The following is a 13,589-nucleotide window of genomic DNA, read 5'->3' as shown; positions in this document are numbered from 1 at the left end:
GCGGCCAAGGCCGCGTTTTTGAGTGATGCAAGCGTGTTGCTTATTCGACCTTGGCTTTCTTGCGCAAGTCTTCCTGGAAGGTGACGAGCTTTTGTTGCTGCATCTGCTGGGCAATCTGCGGCTTGACCTCTTCAAACGCTGGCAGTTTCGCCGCGCGGGTGTCGTCCACGCGGATGACGTGGTAGCCAAACTGCGACTTGACCGGCGTGTCGGTCATCTGGCCTTTGCTCAGCTTGAGCAGGGCTTCGGTGAACTCGGGCACGTAGCTCGACGGATTGGCCCAGTCCAGGTCGCCGCCCTTGGCGCCAGAGCCGGGGTCTTTTGATTGCTTCTTGGCGATGTCCTCGAACTTGCCGCCTTTTTTCAGGCTGGCGATGATGGCCGTTGCTTCGGATTCCTTTTCGACCAGGATGTGGCGCGCCTTGTATTCCTTGCCGCCGTTGGCTGCCGCGAACTTGTCGTACTCGGCCTTCAGGTCGGCATCGGTGACCGGATGGGTCTTTTGGTAGTTGGCGAACAGTTCGCGGATCATCAGGGTCTGGCGCGCCAGTTCCATCTGCGCCTTGAAGTCGTCTGAGCCGGAAATGCCTTGTTTCTCGGCTTCCTGCATGAACACTTCGCGCGCAATGACTTCCTCGCGCAACTGGCCTTCCATTTCCGGCGTGACCGGACGGCCGGTCTTGGCGACCTGCTGGGCCAGCGCATCCATGCGGGATTTGGGCACGGCCTTGCCGTTGACGATGGCCAGGTTTTGCGCCATGGCGCCTGCGCTCAGTGCCAGCATGCTTGCCATGGCCGTGGCCATTAAAAATTGTTTCTTCATGATCAAGTGGAAATCCTTAGGAATGGTGTTTGTGGGGGGTGATTGTTCCAGCCAGAGGGCCGGCACGGTTGCGAAAGATCAAGCGGGCCGGTCTGACCCGAAGACCATCAATGATCTTTAACGATTTCAATGGCCAGGGCATGCAGGCCCTGGTCGATGAAATTTTGCATTGCATCATACACAAGCCGGTGGCAGGCCACCCGGCTCTTGCCGGCAAACGCCGGGCTGGCAATCCGAACCCGAAAATGTGAGCCGAATCCCTCGGCGTTGGCGCCGGCATGGCCGGCATGCGCTGCGCTTTCGTCCAGGACCTGCAGCAGGGTCGGTGCAAGACGCGCCTGCAGCTGCTGCTCGATTTCCTTGACGCGGACCGGCAGGGCCGGGTTGACGATCGATGAAGTACTGCTCATGTGGGGGTGTCGGTTTTGAGGTGTTTGTTGAGGAAAAATGCCTGCGCCAGGATGAACACCAGCATCAGTCCCATGCTGCCGAAGAGCTTGAAGTTGACCCAGGTGCTGGTGGAGAAGTTAAACGCTACCCACAGGTTGATGCAACCCATGACCGCGAAAAATGCCACCCAGCTGAAGTTGACCTTGCGCCACACCGCGTCCGGCAGGCTCATCTGCGCGCCCATCAGTGACTTGATGCCGTTTTTCCTGAACACCAGCTCGCCCACCAGCAAGGACGCGCCCATCACCCAGTACAGCACCGTCGGCTTCCATTTGATGAAGCTCTCGCTGTGAAAGTAGATAGTGGCGCTGCCCAGCGCGGTGACCAGACCCAGGCTGACCCAGAGCATGGTGTCCACCTTGCGGCCGCGCGCCTTGAGCCACAGGATCTGCAGCAGCGTGGCGACAATCACCACCACCGTGGCGAGCAACACCGGCGCTTCGGCCGGGCCGACGACGCCGCCCGACACCATGAAGCCGAGCCAGTCGGTGGCGGTGGCAGCGGCCCAGTCCTTGTGGCCTTCGGCGTACTTGAACATGCCGAAGAAAAGGGCAATCGGCAAAAAGTCGAACAGAATTTTCATGGCGTGATTATGGCGGAGCGGTTTTCAGTCAAAAAAGCAGGCGCAATCGGCGCATCAAGCGATGGGGGATGGGCGTTCCAGCCAGCAGGGGCCGCGGAACCGGCTTTGCCGGGCCGCAGGCGCAGCGGCCCCTTCGGGGGGGCAGGGAGCCACACGCAGTGGGCGACCGTGGGGGCCTATTTTTCGGCTCACCTCTTTTTGAAATCGAGCGATGCCGAGTTCATGCAATAGCGCAGGCCTGTGTCAGTCGGCCCGTCGGGAAACACATGACCCAGGTGCGCGCCGCAGCTGGCACAAACCGTCTCGGTGCGCGTCATGCCGTGGGCGCGGTCCACATGCTCTTCAATCGCGCCGTCCTTGATTTCCTCGGAAAAGCTCGGCCAGCCGCAGCCCGCATCGAACTTGGCCGACGAGTCAAACAGCTCGGCGCCGCAGCAGATGCAGCGGTAGGTTCCTGCAGCCTGGTTGCGGTCGTACTTGCCGGTGAAAGGGCGTTCGGTGGCGGCGTGGCGGGTCACTTCAAAAGCCACAGGCTCCGCGCCTTTCTCGGCCAGCAGGGCTTTCCATTCGGCATCGGTTTTCTGGATCTTGGTGCTCATGTCTTGGGGTCCTGTCTGGTTGGAAAGAGAAAATCACGAACTGCAACTGATGGCAATCGAAGAGGCCCAGTCGGGCGGAAAACCGGCCAAGCTGTCATGGCCGGGATGCTCGTCGAAGGGGGCTTGCAACAGCGTCAGCAAGGTATCGACCTGCGAGAAGTCTTTAAGTTTCGCCGCCTGGATGGCCTCTTCGCCCAAGTGGTTGCGCAGCACGAATTTGGGGTTGCTTTTAAGCATCAAATCGGCCCTTTGCGCACTATTCACGGGCGCGATACGCTCTGAATACTGTAGCGCCCAGGCGTTGAAGGACTCTAGGTCGAAAAACAGGTCGCGCACAGGCTCATGGCCGCTTTGTGCGGTAAAGCCGCACAGCCGGCGCCAGAAGATCGTGTAGTCGACCTTGTTGCTGGCCAGCAGGCGGAAGGTGCTTTCAATCAACGCGTGATCGCCTTCCTGCTCATCAGTCAGTCCCAGCTTGGCCCGCATCCGGGCTTGTAGTGCTTCGGGAAACACGGTCTTGTACGATTCCAGCGCGGCCAGTGCGTCTTCCTGGTTCTCAATCAGCGGCAGCAAGGCCTGGCCCAGGCAAAACAGGTTCCAGTAGGCCATGTTGGGCTGCTTGTTGTAGGCATAGCGACCCTGTTCGTCCGAATGGTTGCAAATGTGGCCGGGGTCGAAGGCATCAAGGAACTGGAACGGGCCGTAGTCAATGCTCAAGCCCAGAATGCTCATGTTGTCGGTGTTCATCACGCCATGGCAAAAGCCGACCGCCTGCCAGGCGGCCATCATGTGTGCGGTGCGTTCGCTGACCGCCTGCAGGAAGGCCGCGTATGGCTGCGCAGCTTCCCTGCATTCGGGGTAAAAGTTGTCGATGACGTAATCGGCCAGGGTTTTCAGCTGGGCATGCTGGTTGCGGTAGCTGAAATGCTCGAAGTGGCCGAAGCGGATGAAGCTGGGCGCGGTGCGTGTCACGACGGCGGCGGTTTCGATTTCCTCGCGCCGCACCGGCGCGTCGGAGCCGGTCACGCACAAGGCGCGGGTGGTGGGAATACCCAGGCCGTGCATGGCTTCCGAGCACAGGAATTCGCGGATCGAACTGCGCAGCACGGCGCGGCCATCGCCCATGCGCGAATACGGCGTCTTGCCCGCGCCCTTGAGCTGGAGCTCCTGCGGTCCGCTGGGCGTCTGCATCTCGCCTAGCAGGATGGCCCGGCCATCGCCGAGCTGCCCGGCCCAGACGCCGAACTGGTGGCCGCTGTAGACGCTGGCCAGCGGCCGACTGCCGGGCAAGAGCTGGTTGCCGGTGAGAGCGGCCAGCGTGTCGGCCGATTCGAACCAGTGGTCTTGCAGCCCCAGTTCACGCGCCAGCGCACGGTTGCGCCCGACCCAATACGGCGACGGCAGCGGGCGGGGCTGCAACTCGGTGTAGAAATCCGGACCCAGCGTGGCAAATGAATGGCTCCATTGAAGATCAGGCGCGGCAGGCGGGAGGAGGGTGGCTGATGGGGCGTCAAAGGCAGTACTCATGACTTTATTGTGCAATGGGGCAAGCAGCCCTGTGCAGCAAGGGGTAAGTGTTGTGTGTTGCGCTGCACGCCTTGTCGCCAAGGCGGCGCAGGTACGGACTTTCCCGAAGCGGGCCAGGGAAAGCGGCCTGTACCATGCAGGCCGGTTCACACAATTTTTTCATGGCAAGCCCGGTCGGGCATAAAAAAAGGATGCAGACGATGTTAGGTTTAATGCAGAACCAGCCCTTGCTGATTTCATCACTGATCGAATTCGCCGCGCGCCACCATGGCGATGCGGAAATTGTCTCGCGCCGGGTGGAGGGTGACCTCCACCGCTACACCTACCGGGAAGCGGCCCGGCGCTCGCGCCAGGTGGCCCATGCGCTGGATGCGCTGAAGCTGGGCTTCAGCGACCGCGTCGCCACGCTGGCCTGGAACGGCTACCGGCACTTCGAGCTGTACTACGGTGTCAGCGGATCAGGCCGGGTGCTGCACACCATCAATCCGCGCCTGCACCCGGAACAGATCGCATGGATTGCCAACCATGCGGAAGACCAGGTGCTGTGCTTTGACCTGAGCTTCTTGCCGCTGGTGCAGGCGGTGCATGCCAAATGCGCCACTATCAAGCATTACATCGCCCTGTGCGATGCCGACAAGCTGCCTGCGGATTCGGGCATTCCCAACCTGCAAAGTTATGAAAGCTGGATGGGCGGGCAGCCGGGCGACTACGACTGGCCTAGTTTTGACGAAAACACCGCGTCAAGCATGTGCTACACCAGCGGCACCACCGGCCATCCGAAGGCCGCGCTGTACAGCCACCGCTCCAGCACGCTGCATGCCTATGCGGCGGCCCTGCCCGATGTGATGAGTGTCTCGGCGCGCGATGCCATCTTGCCGGTCGTGCCGATGTTCCACGTCAACGCCTGGGGCATTCCGTATTCGGCGGCGCTGACCGGCGCCAAGCTGGTGTTTCCCGGTCCGGCGATGGACGGCAAGTCGGTGTACGAGCTGATCGAGGCCGAAAAAGTCACCTACGCCGCCGGCGTGCCGACCGTCTGGCAGATGCTGCTGACGCACATGAAGCCGGGCGGCCTGCGGTTTTCCACGCTGCGCCGCACGGTGATCGGCGGATCGGCCTGCCCGCCAGCGATGATCCAGGCGTTCAACGACGACTATGGCGTGGAAGTGCTGCATGCCTGGGGCATGACCGAAATGAGTCCGCTGGGAACGCTGTGCACCCTGAAGAACAAGCACGACAGCTTGAGCGAAGAAGAAAAGATGAAGGTCCGCCTCAAGCAGGGCCGGGCGATTTACGGCGTGGACATGAAGATCGTCGATGGTTCCGGCAAGGAACTTCCCTGGGACGGCAAGACCTATGGCGACCTGATGGTCAAGGGGCCGTGGATCATTCGTGAATACTACAAGGGCGAAAGCGACCCGCTGGTCGATGGCTGGTTCCCGACCGGCGACGTGGCCACGATTGACGCCGACGGCTACATGCAGATCACCGACCGCAGCAAGGATGTGATCAAGTCGGGCGGCGAATGGATCAGCTCGATTGATATCGAGAACATCGCAGTGGCGCATCCGTCGGTGCTGATGGCCGCCTGCATCGGCATGGCGCACCCGAAGTGGGACGAGCGGCCCATCATCGCGGTGGTCAAAAAGCCCGGCATGGAGGTCAGCCGCGAGGAACTGCTGGCTTTCTACGAAGGCAAAACGGCGAAATGGCAGATTCCCGACGACGTGGTGTTTGTCGATGCGATTCCGCTGGGCGCCACCGGCAAGATGCTCAAGACCCGGCTGCGCGATCTGCTCAAGGACTACCAGCTGCCGCAAGCATAAAGGTGTTCAAGCGTGGGGCCATGTCTTTCACGAAATGGCGCAGTACGTCGCAAGCGTGCGCGTATGTCTTTTCCCAAGCCAGCAGGGGCCGCGGAACCGGCTTTGCCGGGCCGCAGGCGCAGCGGCCCCCTCGGGGGGGGCAGCGCAGTACGCGAAGCGACAAGCGTGGGGGCATTCCACAGTCACGCTAGCGACATCCGATAGGGGATTCCCTGACAAGGTGCAAAGCCTTTTCCCCTAACCTTCGTCGGTGACACGCTCAGTTTGCTCGTAGTTTCAACAATTATTTAGGAGACAAGGGATGACAACCCAGCACTATTTTGTTCGCCGGCATGTTGCCGTGGCCGTGGCCGCATCGGCCCTGCTGTATTCGGGCTTTAGCCTGGCCCAGGCTCCTGCGCCCGCTAGGGCGGCTGCGCCAGCGCTTGGTGCGGTCAACCTGAACCAGACGGTGAAGATCGCCTGGCTCGATCCCTTGTCAGGCTTGATGGCGGCGGTGGGAACCAACCAGCTCAAGAGCTTTCAATTCCTGGCCGAGCGCTTCAGCCAGAAGAACAAGGCCGGCGTGAAGTTTGAGATCATCGGCATCGACAACAAGCTCAGCCCGCAGGAAACCACCAACGCGCTCAAGTCGGCCATCGACCAGGGGGCGCGCTATGTGGTGCAGGGCAACGGCTCCGGCCCGGCGCTGGCCATCATCGATGCGCTGTCCAAGTACAACGAGCGCAATCCGGGCAAGGAAGTGGTGTACCTCAACTACGCCGCCGTTGACCCGGACCTGACCAACAGCAAGTGCGACTACTGGCATTTCCGGCTCGACGCAGACACCTCCATGAAGATGGAAGCGCTGACCGCCTTCATGAAAGACCAGGCCGACATTAAAAAGGTCTACCTGATCAACCAGAACTACTCGCATGGCCAGCAGGTTTCCAAGTTTGCTAAGCAGAACCTGGCGTCCAAGCGGCCCGATGTGCAGATCGTTGGCGACGACCTGCACCCGCTGGCGCAGGTGCGTGATTTCGCGCCCTATGTGGCCAAGATCAAGCAGTCGGGCGCCGACACGGTCATCACCGGCAACTGGGGCTCCGATTTGTCGCTGCTGGTCAAGGCCGCCAACGAGGCGGGGCTGAACAATGTCAAGTTCTACACCTACTACGGCGGCGTCACCGGAACGCCCACCACGCTAGGCGCTGCCTCGGCCGGCCGCGTCTACATGGTGTCGTACAACCACCTGAACATGGGCGGGGACATTCAGCAGCTGCAGGCGGATTTCAAGAAGAAGTTCAACGACGACTTCTACACCGGGGCAATTTTCCATGCCTTCACCATCCTGACCGAAGCCATGGCCCAGGCCAAGTCAACCGAGCCGGCGCTGGTCGCCAAGACCATGGAAGGCCTGCGCTTCAAGAGCTTCAACGGCGATGTGGAAATGCGCAAGACCGACCATCAGCTGCAGCAGGGCCTGTTTGTCAATCGCTGGGAAAAAGCCGGTGGCAAGAATGCCTATGACGCCGAGAGCACCGGCTATACCTTCGTGCCGGTGAAGTATTACGAAGCCTATGTGGCCAGCACGCCGACCTCGTGCCAGATGAAGCGCCCCTCGTGATTCGCTGACGAACTGACTTCGCCACGCAAGGCCCGATGCGCTCGGGCTTTTTTATTGATCTTTCAGGCGCCTCACCATGAATCTGGAGTTTTTTACCATCTCGCTGCTCAACGGCTTGAGCTATGGGCTGCTGCTGTTCATGCTCAGCTCCGGGCTGACGCTGATCTTCAGCATGATGGGCGTGCTCAATTTTGCGCATGCCTCGTTCTACATGGTGGGCGCTTATGTCGCCTACAGCCTGTCGCAGGTCATCGGCTTTTGGTGGTCGCTGCTGGTCGCGCCGCTGGTGGTGTTTGCGCTGGGCGCGGCCTTCGAGCGTTTTTGCTTGCGCAAGGTCCACAAGTTCGGCCATGTGCCGGAACTGCTGGTGACCTTCGGCCTGTCCTACCTGCTGCTCGAACTGGTTCAGCTTGTCTGGGGACGCGCAGCGGTCAACTATGTGCTGCCCGAAGGTTTGCAGGGTCCGTTGTTCACGGTATTTGGCACCAACTTTCCCAAGTCGCGCGCCTTCATCATGTTCATTTCGCTGGCCATGCTGGCGGGCATCTGGCTGCTGCTCACGCGCACGCGCATCGGTCTGGTGATCCAGGCGGCGCTTACGCATCCGGAAACGGTGGAAGCGCTGGGCCACAACGTGCCCCGGGTGTTCATGCTGGTGTTCGGCGGCGGCGCCGCACTGGCCGGACTGGCCGGCGTGGTCGGCGGCAACACCTTCATTACTGAGCCCGCCATGGCCGGTTCGGTCGGTGCGATCATTTTCGTGGTGGTGGTGGTGGGCGGCATGGGCTCGCTGAGCGGCGCTTTCCTGGCATCCATTTTGATCGGGCTGATCCAGACCTTTGCCGTGGCCATGGACCAGTCGCTGACGACGCTGCTTGGCCATTTCAATTACGCCGTGACGCCTGACACGTTTGGCTATCCGCTTCTGAAGCTCACCATTTCGCAGGTGGCGCCCATCTTGCCGTTTCTGTTTCTGGTGCTGATCCTGATATTCCGGCCCAAGGGTCTTCTGGGCAACCGCGAAGGTTGAAGACTTAAGGCCATCACCTATGACAACCATTTCCACTTCCTCCACTTCTTCTGGCAGTTCTGGTTTTTCTGCTGCTCAAGCCAAGTCCAAGCCCGTCAACATCGGCCGCTGGGTCGTCTGGACGCTCTATGCGCTGCTGCTGGTCGCCGCGCCGCTGCTGTTCAAGAGCAGCCTGGCGCTGACCATGCTGTCGCAGGCTGGCTACCTGGTCATCATCTGCCTGAGCTACAACATTTTGCTGGGGCAGGGCGGTATGCTCAGCTTTGGCCATGCGGTGTATGCCGGGCTGGGCTCCTTCCTGGCGATCCATGCGATGAACCTGGCGTCGAGCGGCGGGTTTTATATTCCGCTTTCCCTGATACCGCTGGTCGGCGGCCTGTCAGGGCTGTTCTTTGCCGTGCTGCTGGGCTATGTCACCACCAAGAAAGCCGGCACCACCTTTGCCATGATCACGCTGGGCGTGGGCGAACTGGTGTTTGCCATGTCGCTGATGTTTCCGGAGTTCTTTGGCGGCGAAGGCGGCATCACCACGAATCGCGCCTACGGCAAGCCCTTCATGGGCATCACGTTTGGTCCGCAAATCCAGGTGTATTACCTGATCGCGGTGTACTGCTTTGTCTGCACGGCTGCCATGTTCGCGTTCACCCGCACACCGCTGGGCCGCATTTTGAACGCGGTGCGCGACAACCCCGAGCGGGTCGAGTTCATCGGCTACAACACGCAGCGCGTGCGCTATTACGCCTTCATCATTGCGGGCTTTTTTGCCGGCATCGGCGGCGGGCTGGCGGCGATCAACTCGGAAATCGTCACCGCCGAAGTGGTCAGCGGCGTGCGTTCGGGCAGCCTGCTGCTGTTCACCTTCCTGGGCGGTGCGACCTTCTTTTTCGGGCCGATCATCGGCGCTGCGCTTTTGGTGCTGGCACTGATTTTGCTGTCCGAGCTGTCGATGGCCTGGCTGCTGTATGTCGGCCTGATCTTTTTGTTCATGGTGATGTACGCGCCCGGCGGCCTGGCCAGCCTGATCATGATGAACCTGCGGGTCGCTTCGTTCGGCAAGCTGAAGGCTCTGTGGCCGGGCTACCTGGCGCTGGCTGTCACCGCCTTTGCCACGCTGATGGGCGCGGCCGCCATGGTCGAGATGATCTACCACCTGCAACTCAACGCCGCCGTCGGGCCGGAACTGAAGTTCATGGGCTTGACGCTCAATGCCACCCAGCCGCTCACCTGGTTGGGATCGGCTATTGTTTTCCTGGTGGGCCTGGTATTGTTTGAACTGGCGCGCCGCAAGTTCCGCAAACAATGGAGCCGCATCCAGAATGAGATTGAAACCGAAATCAAACGCCGGGAGCTGCTATGAAAATTGACAGTGCTCCGCACGCCAGTCCTGCGCTAGAGCTTAAAAACCTTCGAAAAAGCTTCGGCAAGACCGATATCATTCGCGGCGTCAACCTGGCCGTGAATCCGGGCGAGCGGGTGGCCATCATCGGGCCGAACGGCGCCGGCAAGTCAACGCTGTTCAACCTGATCAGCGGGCGCTTTGAGCCCAGCAGCGGCGACGTGCTGCTGAACGGCCAGCGCATCAACGGCAAGAAACCGTTTGAGATCAACCGCATGGGGCTGTCGCGCAGTTTCCAGATCACCAACATTTTTCCCAAGCTCAGCGTGTTCGAAAACCTGCGCTGCGGTGTGCTCTGGAGCCTGGGCTACAAGTACACCTTTCTGAAATTCCTGGCGAACCTGGGCGACGCCAATACGCGCGCCGACGAACTGATGGCCATGATCAAACTCGACAAAAAACGCGACGTGCTGGCGACCAACCTGACATACGCTGAGCAGCGCGCGCTGGAAATCGGCATCACGATTGCCGGCGGCGCCGGGGTCATCCTGCTCGACGAGCCGACGGCGGGCATGAGCCGTTCCGAGACCAGCCGCTTCATCAGCCTGATCAAGGAAGTCACCGTGGGCAAGACGCTGCTCACGGTCGAGCACGACATGGGCGTGGTGTTTGGCCTGGCGGACAAGATCGCTGTGGTGGTCTATGGCGAAGTCATTGCCTACGACGTGCCCGAAGCGGTGCGCGCCGACCAGCGCGTACAGGAAGCCTACCTGGGCTCATCGGTGGCAGACGCGCAAGGGCAGGGACACTGAACATGCTCAAACTCACCAACCTTCACGCCTTCTACGGCAAAAGCCATGTGCTGCACGGCGTTTCGTTCGAGGTACTGCCGGGCGAAATCGTCGCCCTGCTGGGCCGCAACGGCTCGGGCCGCTCGACCACTGCCAAGGCCATCATGGGGCTGGTCGATGCCCAAGGCTCCATCGTCTGGAAAAACGCTGAAATCGTGGGCAAGAAGGCCTACCAGATTGCCCACCTCGGCCTGGGTTACGTGCCCGAGAATCGCGACATCTTCCCGAAACTCACCGTGCACCAGAACCTGTTGCTCGGCCAGAAAGGATCGGGCAAGGGCTCGCGCTGGTCGTTTGACGACATGTACCTGCTCTTCCCCCGACTGCGCGAACGCCAGCACACCGAGGCCGGCGTGCTGTCGGGCGGCGAGCAGCAGATGCTGACGCTGTGCCGCACGCTGATGGGCGACCCGGACCTGATCATCATCGACGAGCCCACCGAGGGCCTGGCGCCCAAGATCGTCGAGCTGGTCGGCCAGTACCTGCAGACCCTGAAGGCCAAAGGCATTTCGGTGCTCCTGATCGAGCAGAAACTGACGATTGCCATGGCCATTTCCGACCGGGCGCTGGTCATGGGCCACGGCAGCATCGTGTTCGACGGCACGCCCGACAGCCTGCGCGGCGATGCCTACATCCGCAAAGAATGGCTGGAGGTGTAACAAGTTGGCGGCCGTTGTCACGGCAGGGACAAAAACCGGGTAAACCCGCATCTTTTACACCTCGTGACCGCCGCAAGCCTCCCTACAATGGAAAAGAACGGTCGTACTATTTTTGCCGAAATTGCCAGGCGCCCGCACTGGGCCAGCACCCTCTGAAACTTCAACACTGACATTTCAATCAAGGAAAGAACCAACCCATGACAACCCTCTACGAAGTTCGCGGCTCGGTGGCGCTGATCACCCTGAGCAATCCGCCGGTTAACGGCCTGGGTCATGCCACCCGGTTGAGCATCACGGACAACCTGCAACAGGCCAATGACGACGATGCCGTCAAGTCCATCGTCATCACCGGCGCCGGCAAGGCCTTTTCAGGCGGCGCCGACATCAAGGAATTCGGCTCGCCCAAGGCCATGCAGGAGCCCAACCTGCTCAGCGTGATCCTGGCGATTGAAAACTCGACCAAGCCGGTGGTCGCTGCGATTCACTCGGTCTGCATGGGTGGCGGGCTGGAGCTTGCCCTGGGTTGCCACTACCGCATCGCCGCGCCCGGCTGCAGCATCGCCCTGCCTGAGGTCAAGCTCGGCCTGCTGCCCGGCGCGGGCGGCACCCAGCGTTTGCCGCGCGCCTTGGGCGTGGAGCCAGCGCTAAACATGATCGTCAGCGGCGAGCCGGTCAAGAGTGAGTTGCTGGCGCAAATCCCGGGCCAGAAGCTGTTCGACAAAATGGCGTCTTCGCTGGAGACCCTGGCCGACGAGGCGTTTGCCTTTGCGCAGGCGATTGCCGACACGCGCCCCCTGCCGCTGGTGCGCGTATTGCCGTGCAAGCACCGCAATGGCGACGCCTACTTTCAGTTTGCCCGCAACATGGTCAAGGGCATGGCGAAGAACTTCCCCGCGCCGCTCAAGTGCGTCGATGCGGTGGAAGCCGCCACCAAGCAGAAATTTGACGAAGGCATGCGGTTTGAACGCGAGTTGTTCACCAACCTGATGTTCACACCCGAAAGCCGCGCGCTGCGCCACATCTTCATGGCCGAGCGCGCCGCCTCCAAAATCCCGGACGTGCCGGCGGACACGCCCCAGCGCGAGATCAACTCGATTGCCGTCATCGGCGCCGGCACCATGGGCGGCGGCATCGCGATGAATTTCCTGAACGCCGGCATTCCGGTCAAGATGCTGGAGATGAAGCTTGACGCACTGGAGCGAGGCATCGCCACCATCCGCAAGAACTACGAATCGCAGGTCAAGAAGGGCAAGCTCAAACAGGACAAGTACGAGCAGCGCATGAGCCTGCTCAGCACCACGCTGAGCTACGACGACCTGTCCGGCGCCGACATGGTCATCGAAGCCGTGTTCGAGGAAATGGGCGTTAAGGAAAAGGTGTTCAAGGAACTCGACCGCGTGATGAAGCCCGGCGCCATCCTGGCGTCCAACACCTCGACGCTGGACTTGAACCAGATTGCATCGTTCACCAGCCGCCCCCAGGATGTCGTGGGCCTGCATTTCTTCAGCCCCGCCAACATCATGAAGCTGCTCGAAGTCGTGCGCGGCGACAAGACCGCCAAGGACGTCATGGCCACGGTGATGGCCGTCGCCAAGAAAATCCGCAAGACTGCCGTGGTGTCAGGCGTGTGCGATGGCTTCATCGGCAACCGCATGATCGAGCAGTACGGCCGGCAGGGCGGATTTTTGCTCGACGAGGGCTGTACGCCCGCGCAGGTGGACAAGGCGATCGAGAAATTCGGTTTTGCCATGGGGCCGTTTCGCATGGGCGACCTGGCTGGCAACGACATTGGCTGGGCGATTCGCAAGCGCCGCTACCAGGAAAAGCCCGACATGAAGTACAGCAAGACCGCTGACCTGCTGTGCGAGAAAGGCCGCTTTGGCCAAAAGACCGGCGCCGGCTGGTACGACTATGTGGCCGGCAAGCGCGATGCGATTCCCAATGCAGAAGTGGTCACGATGATCGAGGAACATCGCAAATCGCTGGGCATCACGCCGCGCAAGATTTCCGACGAGGAAATCGTCCAGCGCCTGGTGTATTCACTGGTCAACGAAGGCGCGCACATCCTGGAGGAAGGCATTGCATCCAAGGCCAGCGACATTGACATGGTGTATTTGATGGGCTACGGCTTCCCGATCTACCGGGGTGGCCCGATGCTGTATGCCGACCAGATCGGCCTGTTCAATGTGGTGCAGTCGATGAACCGCTTTGCCAAAAACCCGCTTGACGACGCCAGCTTCTGGCAGCCGGCGCCGCTGCTGGCTCGGCTGGCCGCTGAAGGCAAGTCCTTCAACTGATC

12 protein-coding genes are annotated in these 13,589 nt (G+C 61.0%); 7 read left to right on the top strand and 5 right to left on the bottom strand.

Features of this window, described 5'->3' with window-relative positions:
- Nucleotides 1-40: 40 nt before the first annotated feature.
- The 5 genes from ACP7AD_RS09380 to ACP7AD_RS09360 form a co-directional block, all read right to left on the bottom strand.
- Nucleotides 41-823, bottom strand: coding sequence for a foldase protein PrsA (locus ACP7AD_RS09380; RefSeq protein ID WP_426146140.1), 783 nt, complete (start codon nucleotides 821-823; stop codon nucleotides 41-43).
- 107 nt (nucleotides 824-930) lie between these two features.
- Nucleotides 931-1,233 (bottom strand): BolA family protein, encoded by a 303-nt coding sequence (locus ACP7AD_RS09375; RefSeq protein ID WP_426146142.1) that lies wholly within the window; start codon nucleotides 1,231-1,233, stop codon nucleotides 931-933.
- On the bottom strand, nucleotides 1,230-1,856 hold the full coding sequence (locus tag ACP7AD_RS09370) for a septation protein A (RefSeq protein ID WP_426146143.1): 627 nt from the start codon (nucleotides 1,854-1,856) through the stop codon (nucleotides 1,230-1,232). Before ACP7AD_RS09370 ends, ACP7AD_RS09375 begins: the two co-directional genes overlap by 4 nt.
- A gap of 188 nt (nucleotides 1,857-2,044) precedes the next feature.
- Complete coding sequence (msrB, locus tag ACP7AD_RS09365; protein WP_426146145.1) at nucleotides 2,045-2,455, bottom strand: peptide-methionine (R)-S-oxide reductase MsrB; 411 nt, start codon at nucleotides 2,453-2,455, stop codon at nucleotides 2,045-2,047.
- Between the two features lie 33 nt (nucleotides 2,456-2,488).
- Nucleotides 2,489-3,982: a protein adenylyltransferase SelO gene (locus ACP7AD_RS09360; RefSeq protein WP_426146146.1), complete on the bottom strand. Its 1,494-nt coding sequence runs from the start codon at nucleotides 3,980-3,982 to the stop codon at nucleotides 2,489-2,491.
- 200 nt (nucleotides 3,983-4,182) lie between these two features.
- On the opposite strand from ACP7AD_RS09360, the gene ACP7AD_RS09355 reads away from it, so the two are divergent.
- From ACP7AD_RS09355 to ACP7AD_RS09325, 7 genes are all read left to right on the top strand, one after another.
- Nucleotides 4,183-5,808, top strand: a complete 1,626-nt coding sequence (locus tag ACP7AD_RS09355; protein WP_426146148.1) for a 3-(methylthio)propionyl-CoA ligase — start codon at nucleotides 4,183-4,185, stop codon at nucleotides 5,806-5,808.
- Between the two features lie 301 nt (nucleotides 5,809-6,109).
- Complete coding sequence (locus tag ACP7AD_RS09350) at nucleotides 6,110-7,414, top strand: branched-chain amino acid ABC transporter substrate-binding protein (RefSeq protein WP_426146150.1); 1,305 nt, start codon at nucleotides 6,110-6,112, stop codon at nucleotides 7,412-7,414.
- A gap of 76 nt (nucleotides 7,415-7,490) precedes the next feature.
- Nucleotides 7,491-8,444 carry a branched-chain amino acid ABC transporter permease gene (locus tag ACP7AD_RS09345; RefSeq protein ID WP_426146152.1) on the top strand — a complete coding sequence of 318 codons (954 nt, stop codon included), beginning with the start codon at nucleotides 7,491-7,493 and terminating at the stop codon, nucleotides 8,442-8,444.
- Between the two features lie 19 nt (nucleotides 8,445-8,463).
- On the top strand, nucleotides 8,464-9,801 hold the full coding sequence (locus tag ACP7AD_RS09340) for a branched-chain amino acid ABC transporter permease (RefSeq protein WP_426146153.1): 1,338 nt from the start codon (nucleotides 8,464-8,466) through the stop codon (nucleotides 9,799-9,801).
- The gene (locus ACP7AD_RS09335) at nucleotides 9,798-10,592 is read left to right on the top strand and encodes an ABC transporter ATP-binding protein (protein WP_426146155.1); all 795 of its coding nucleotides are present in this window, start codon (nucleotides 9,798-9,800) and stop codon (nucleotides 10,590-10,592) included. The genes ACP7AD_RS09340 and ACP7AD_RS09335 overlap by 4 nt, the downstream gene beginning before the upstream one ends.
- A 2-nt stretch (nucleotides 10,593-10,594) precedes the next feature.
- Entirely contained in the window at nucleotides 10,595-11,290 is a 696-nt protein-coding gene (locus ACP7AD_RS09330) for an ABC transporter ATP-binding protein (protein ID WP_426146157.1), read from the top strand.
- Nucleotides 11,291-11,487: 197 nt separating this feature from the next.
- Nucleotides 11,488-13,587 carry a 3-hydroxyacyl-CoA dehydrogenase NAD-binding domain-containing protein gene (locus tag ACP7AD_RS09325; protein ID WP_426146159.1) on the top strand — a complete coding sequence of 700 codons (2,100 nt, stop codon included), beginning with the start codon at nucleotides 11,488-11,490 and terminating at the stop codon, nucleotides 13,585-13,587.
- The last annotated feature ends 2 nt before the right edge of the window (nucleotides 13,588-13,589 follow it).

Source organism: Polaromonas sp. DSP2-3-2b2 (genome assembly GCF_049895905.1).
In the GTDB taxonomy this organism is placed as follows: domain Bacteria; phylum Pseudomonadota; class Gammaproteobacteria; order Burkholderiales; family Burkholderiaceae_C; genus Polaromonas.
The sequence above is the reverse complement of the archived record's forward strand: the minus strand, read 5'-3'. Positions and strand labels throughout refer to the sequence as shown.

Excerpts from the sequence above, each read along its gene's own strand:
- ACP7AD_RS09380 (WP_426146140.1), bottom strand. The coding sequence starts at position 823 with ATGAAGAAACAATTTTTAATGGCCACGGCCATGGCAAGCATGCTGGCA.
- ACP7AD_RS09375 (WP_426146142.1), bottom strand. The coding sequence starts at position 1,233 with ATGAGCAGTACTTCATCGATCGTCAACCCGGCCCTGCCGGTCCGCGTC.
- ACP7AD_RS09370 (WP_426146143.1), bottom strand. The coding sequence starts at position 1,856 with ATGAAAATTCTGTTCGACTTTTTGCCGATTGCCCTTTTCTTCGGCATG.
- msrB (WP_426146145.1), bottom strand. The coding sequence starts at position 2,455 with ATGAGCACCAAGATCCAGAAAACCGATGCCGAATGGAAAGCCCTGCTG.
- ACP7AD_RS09360 (WP_426146146.1), bottom strand. The coding sequence starts at position 3,982 with ATGAGTACTGCCTTTGACGCCCCATCAGCCACCCTCCTCCCGCCTGCC.
- ACP7AD_RS09355 (WP_426146148.1), top strand. The coding sequence starts at position 4,183 with ATGTTAGGTTTAATGCAGAACCAGCCCTTGCTGATTTCATCACTGATC.
- ACP7AD_RS09350 (WP_426146150.1), top strand. The coding sequence starts at position 6,110 with ATGACAACCCAGCACTATTTTGTTCGCCGGCATGTTGCCGTGGCCGTG.
- ACP7AD_RS09345 (WP_426146152.1), top strand. The coding sequence starts at position 7,491 with ATGAATCTGGAGTTTTTTACCATCTCGCTGCTCAACGGCTTGAGCTAT.
- ACP7AD_RS09340 (WP_426146153.1), top strand. The coding sequence starts at position 8,464 with ATGACAACCATTTCCACTTCCTCCACTTCTTCTGGCAGTTCTGGTTTT.
- ACP7AD_RS09335 (WP_426146155.1), top strand. The coding sequence starts at position 9,798 with ATGAAAATTGACAGTGCTCCGCACGCCAGTCCTGCGCTAGAGCTTAAA.
- ACP7AD_RS09330 (WP_426146157.1), top strand. The coding sequence starts at position 10,595 with ATGCTCAAACTCACCAACCTTCACGCCTTCTACGGCAAAAGCCATGTG.
- ACP7AD_RS09325 (WP_426146159.1), top strand. The coding sequence starts at position 11,488 with ATGACAACCCTCTACGAAGTTCGCGGCTCGGTGGCGCTGATCACCCTG.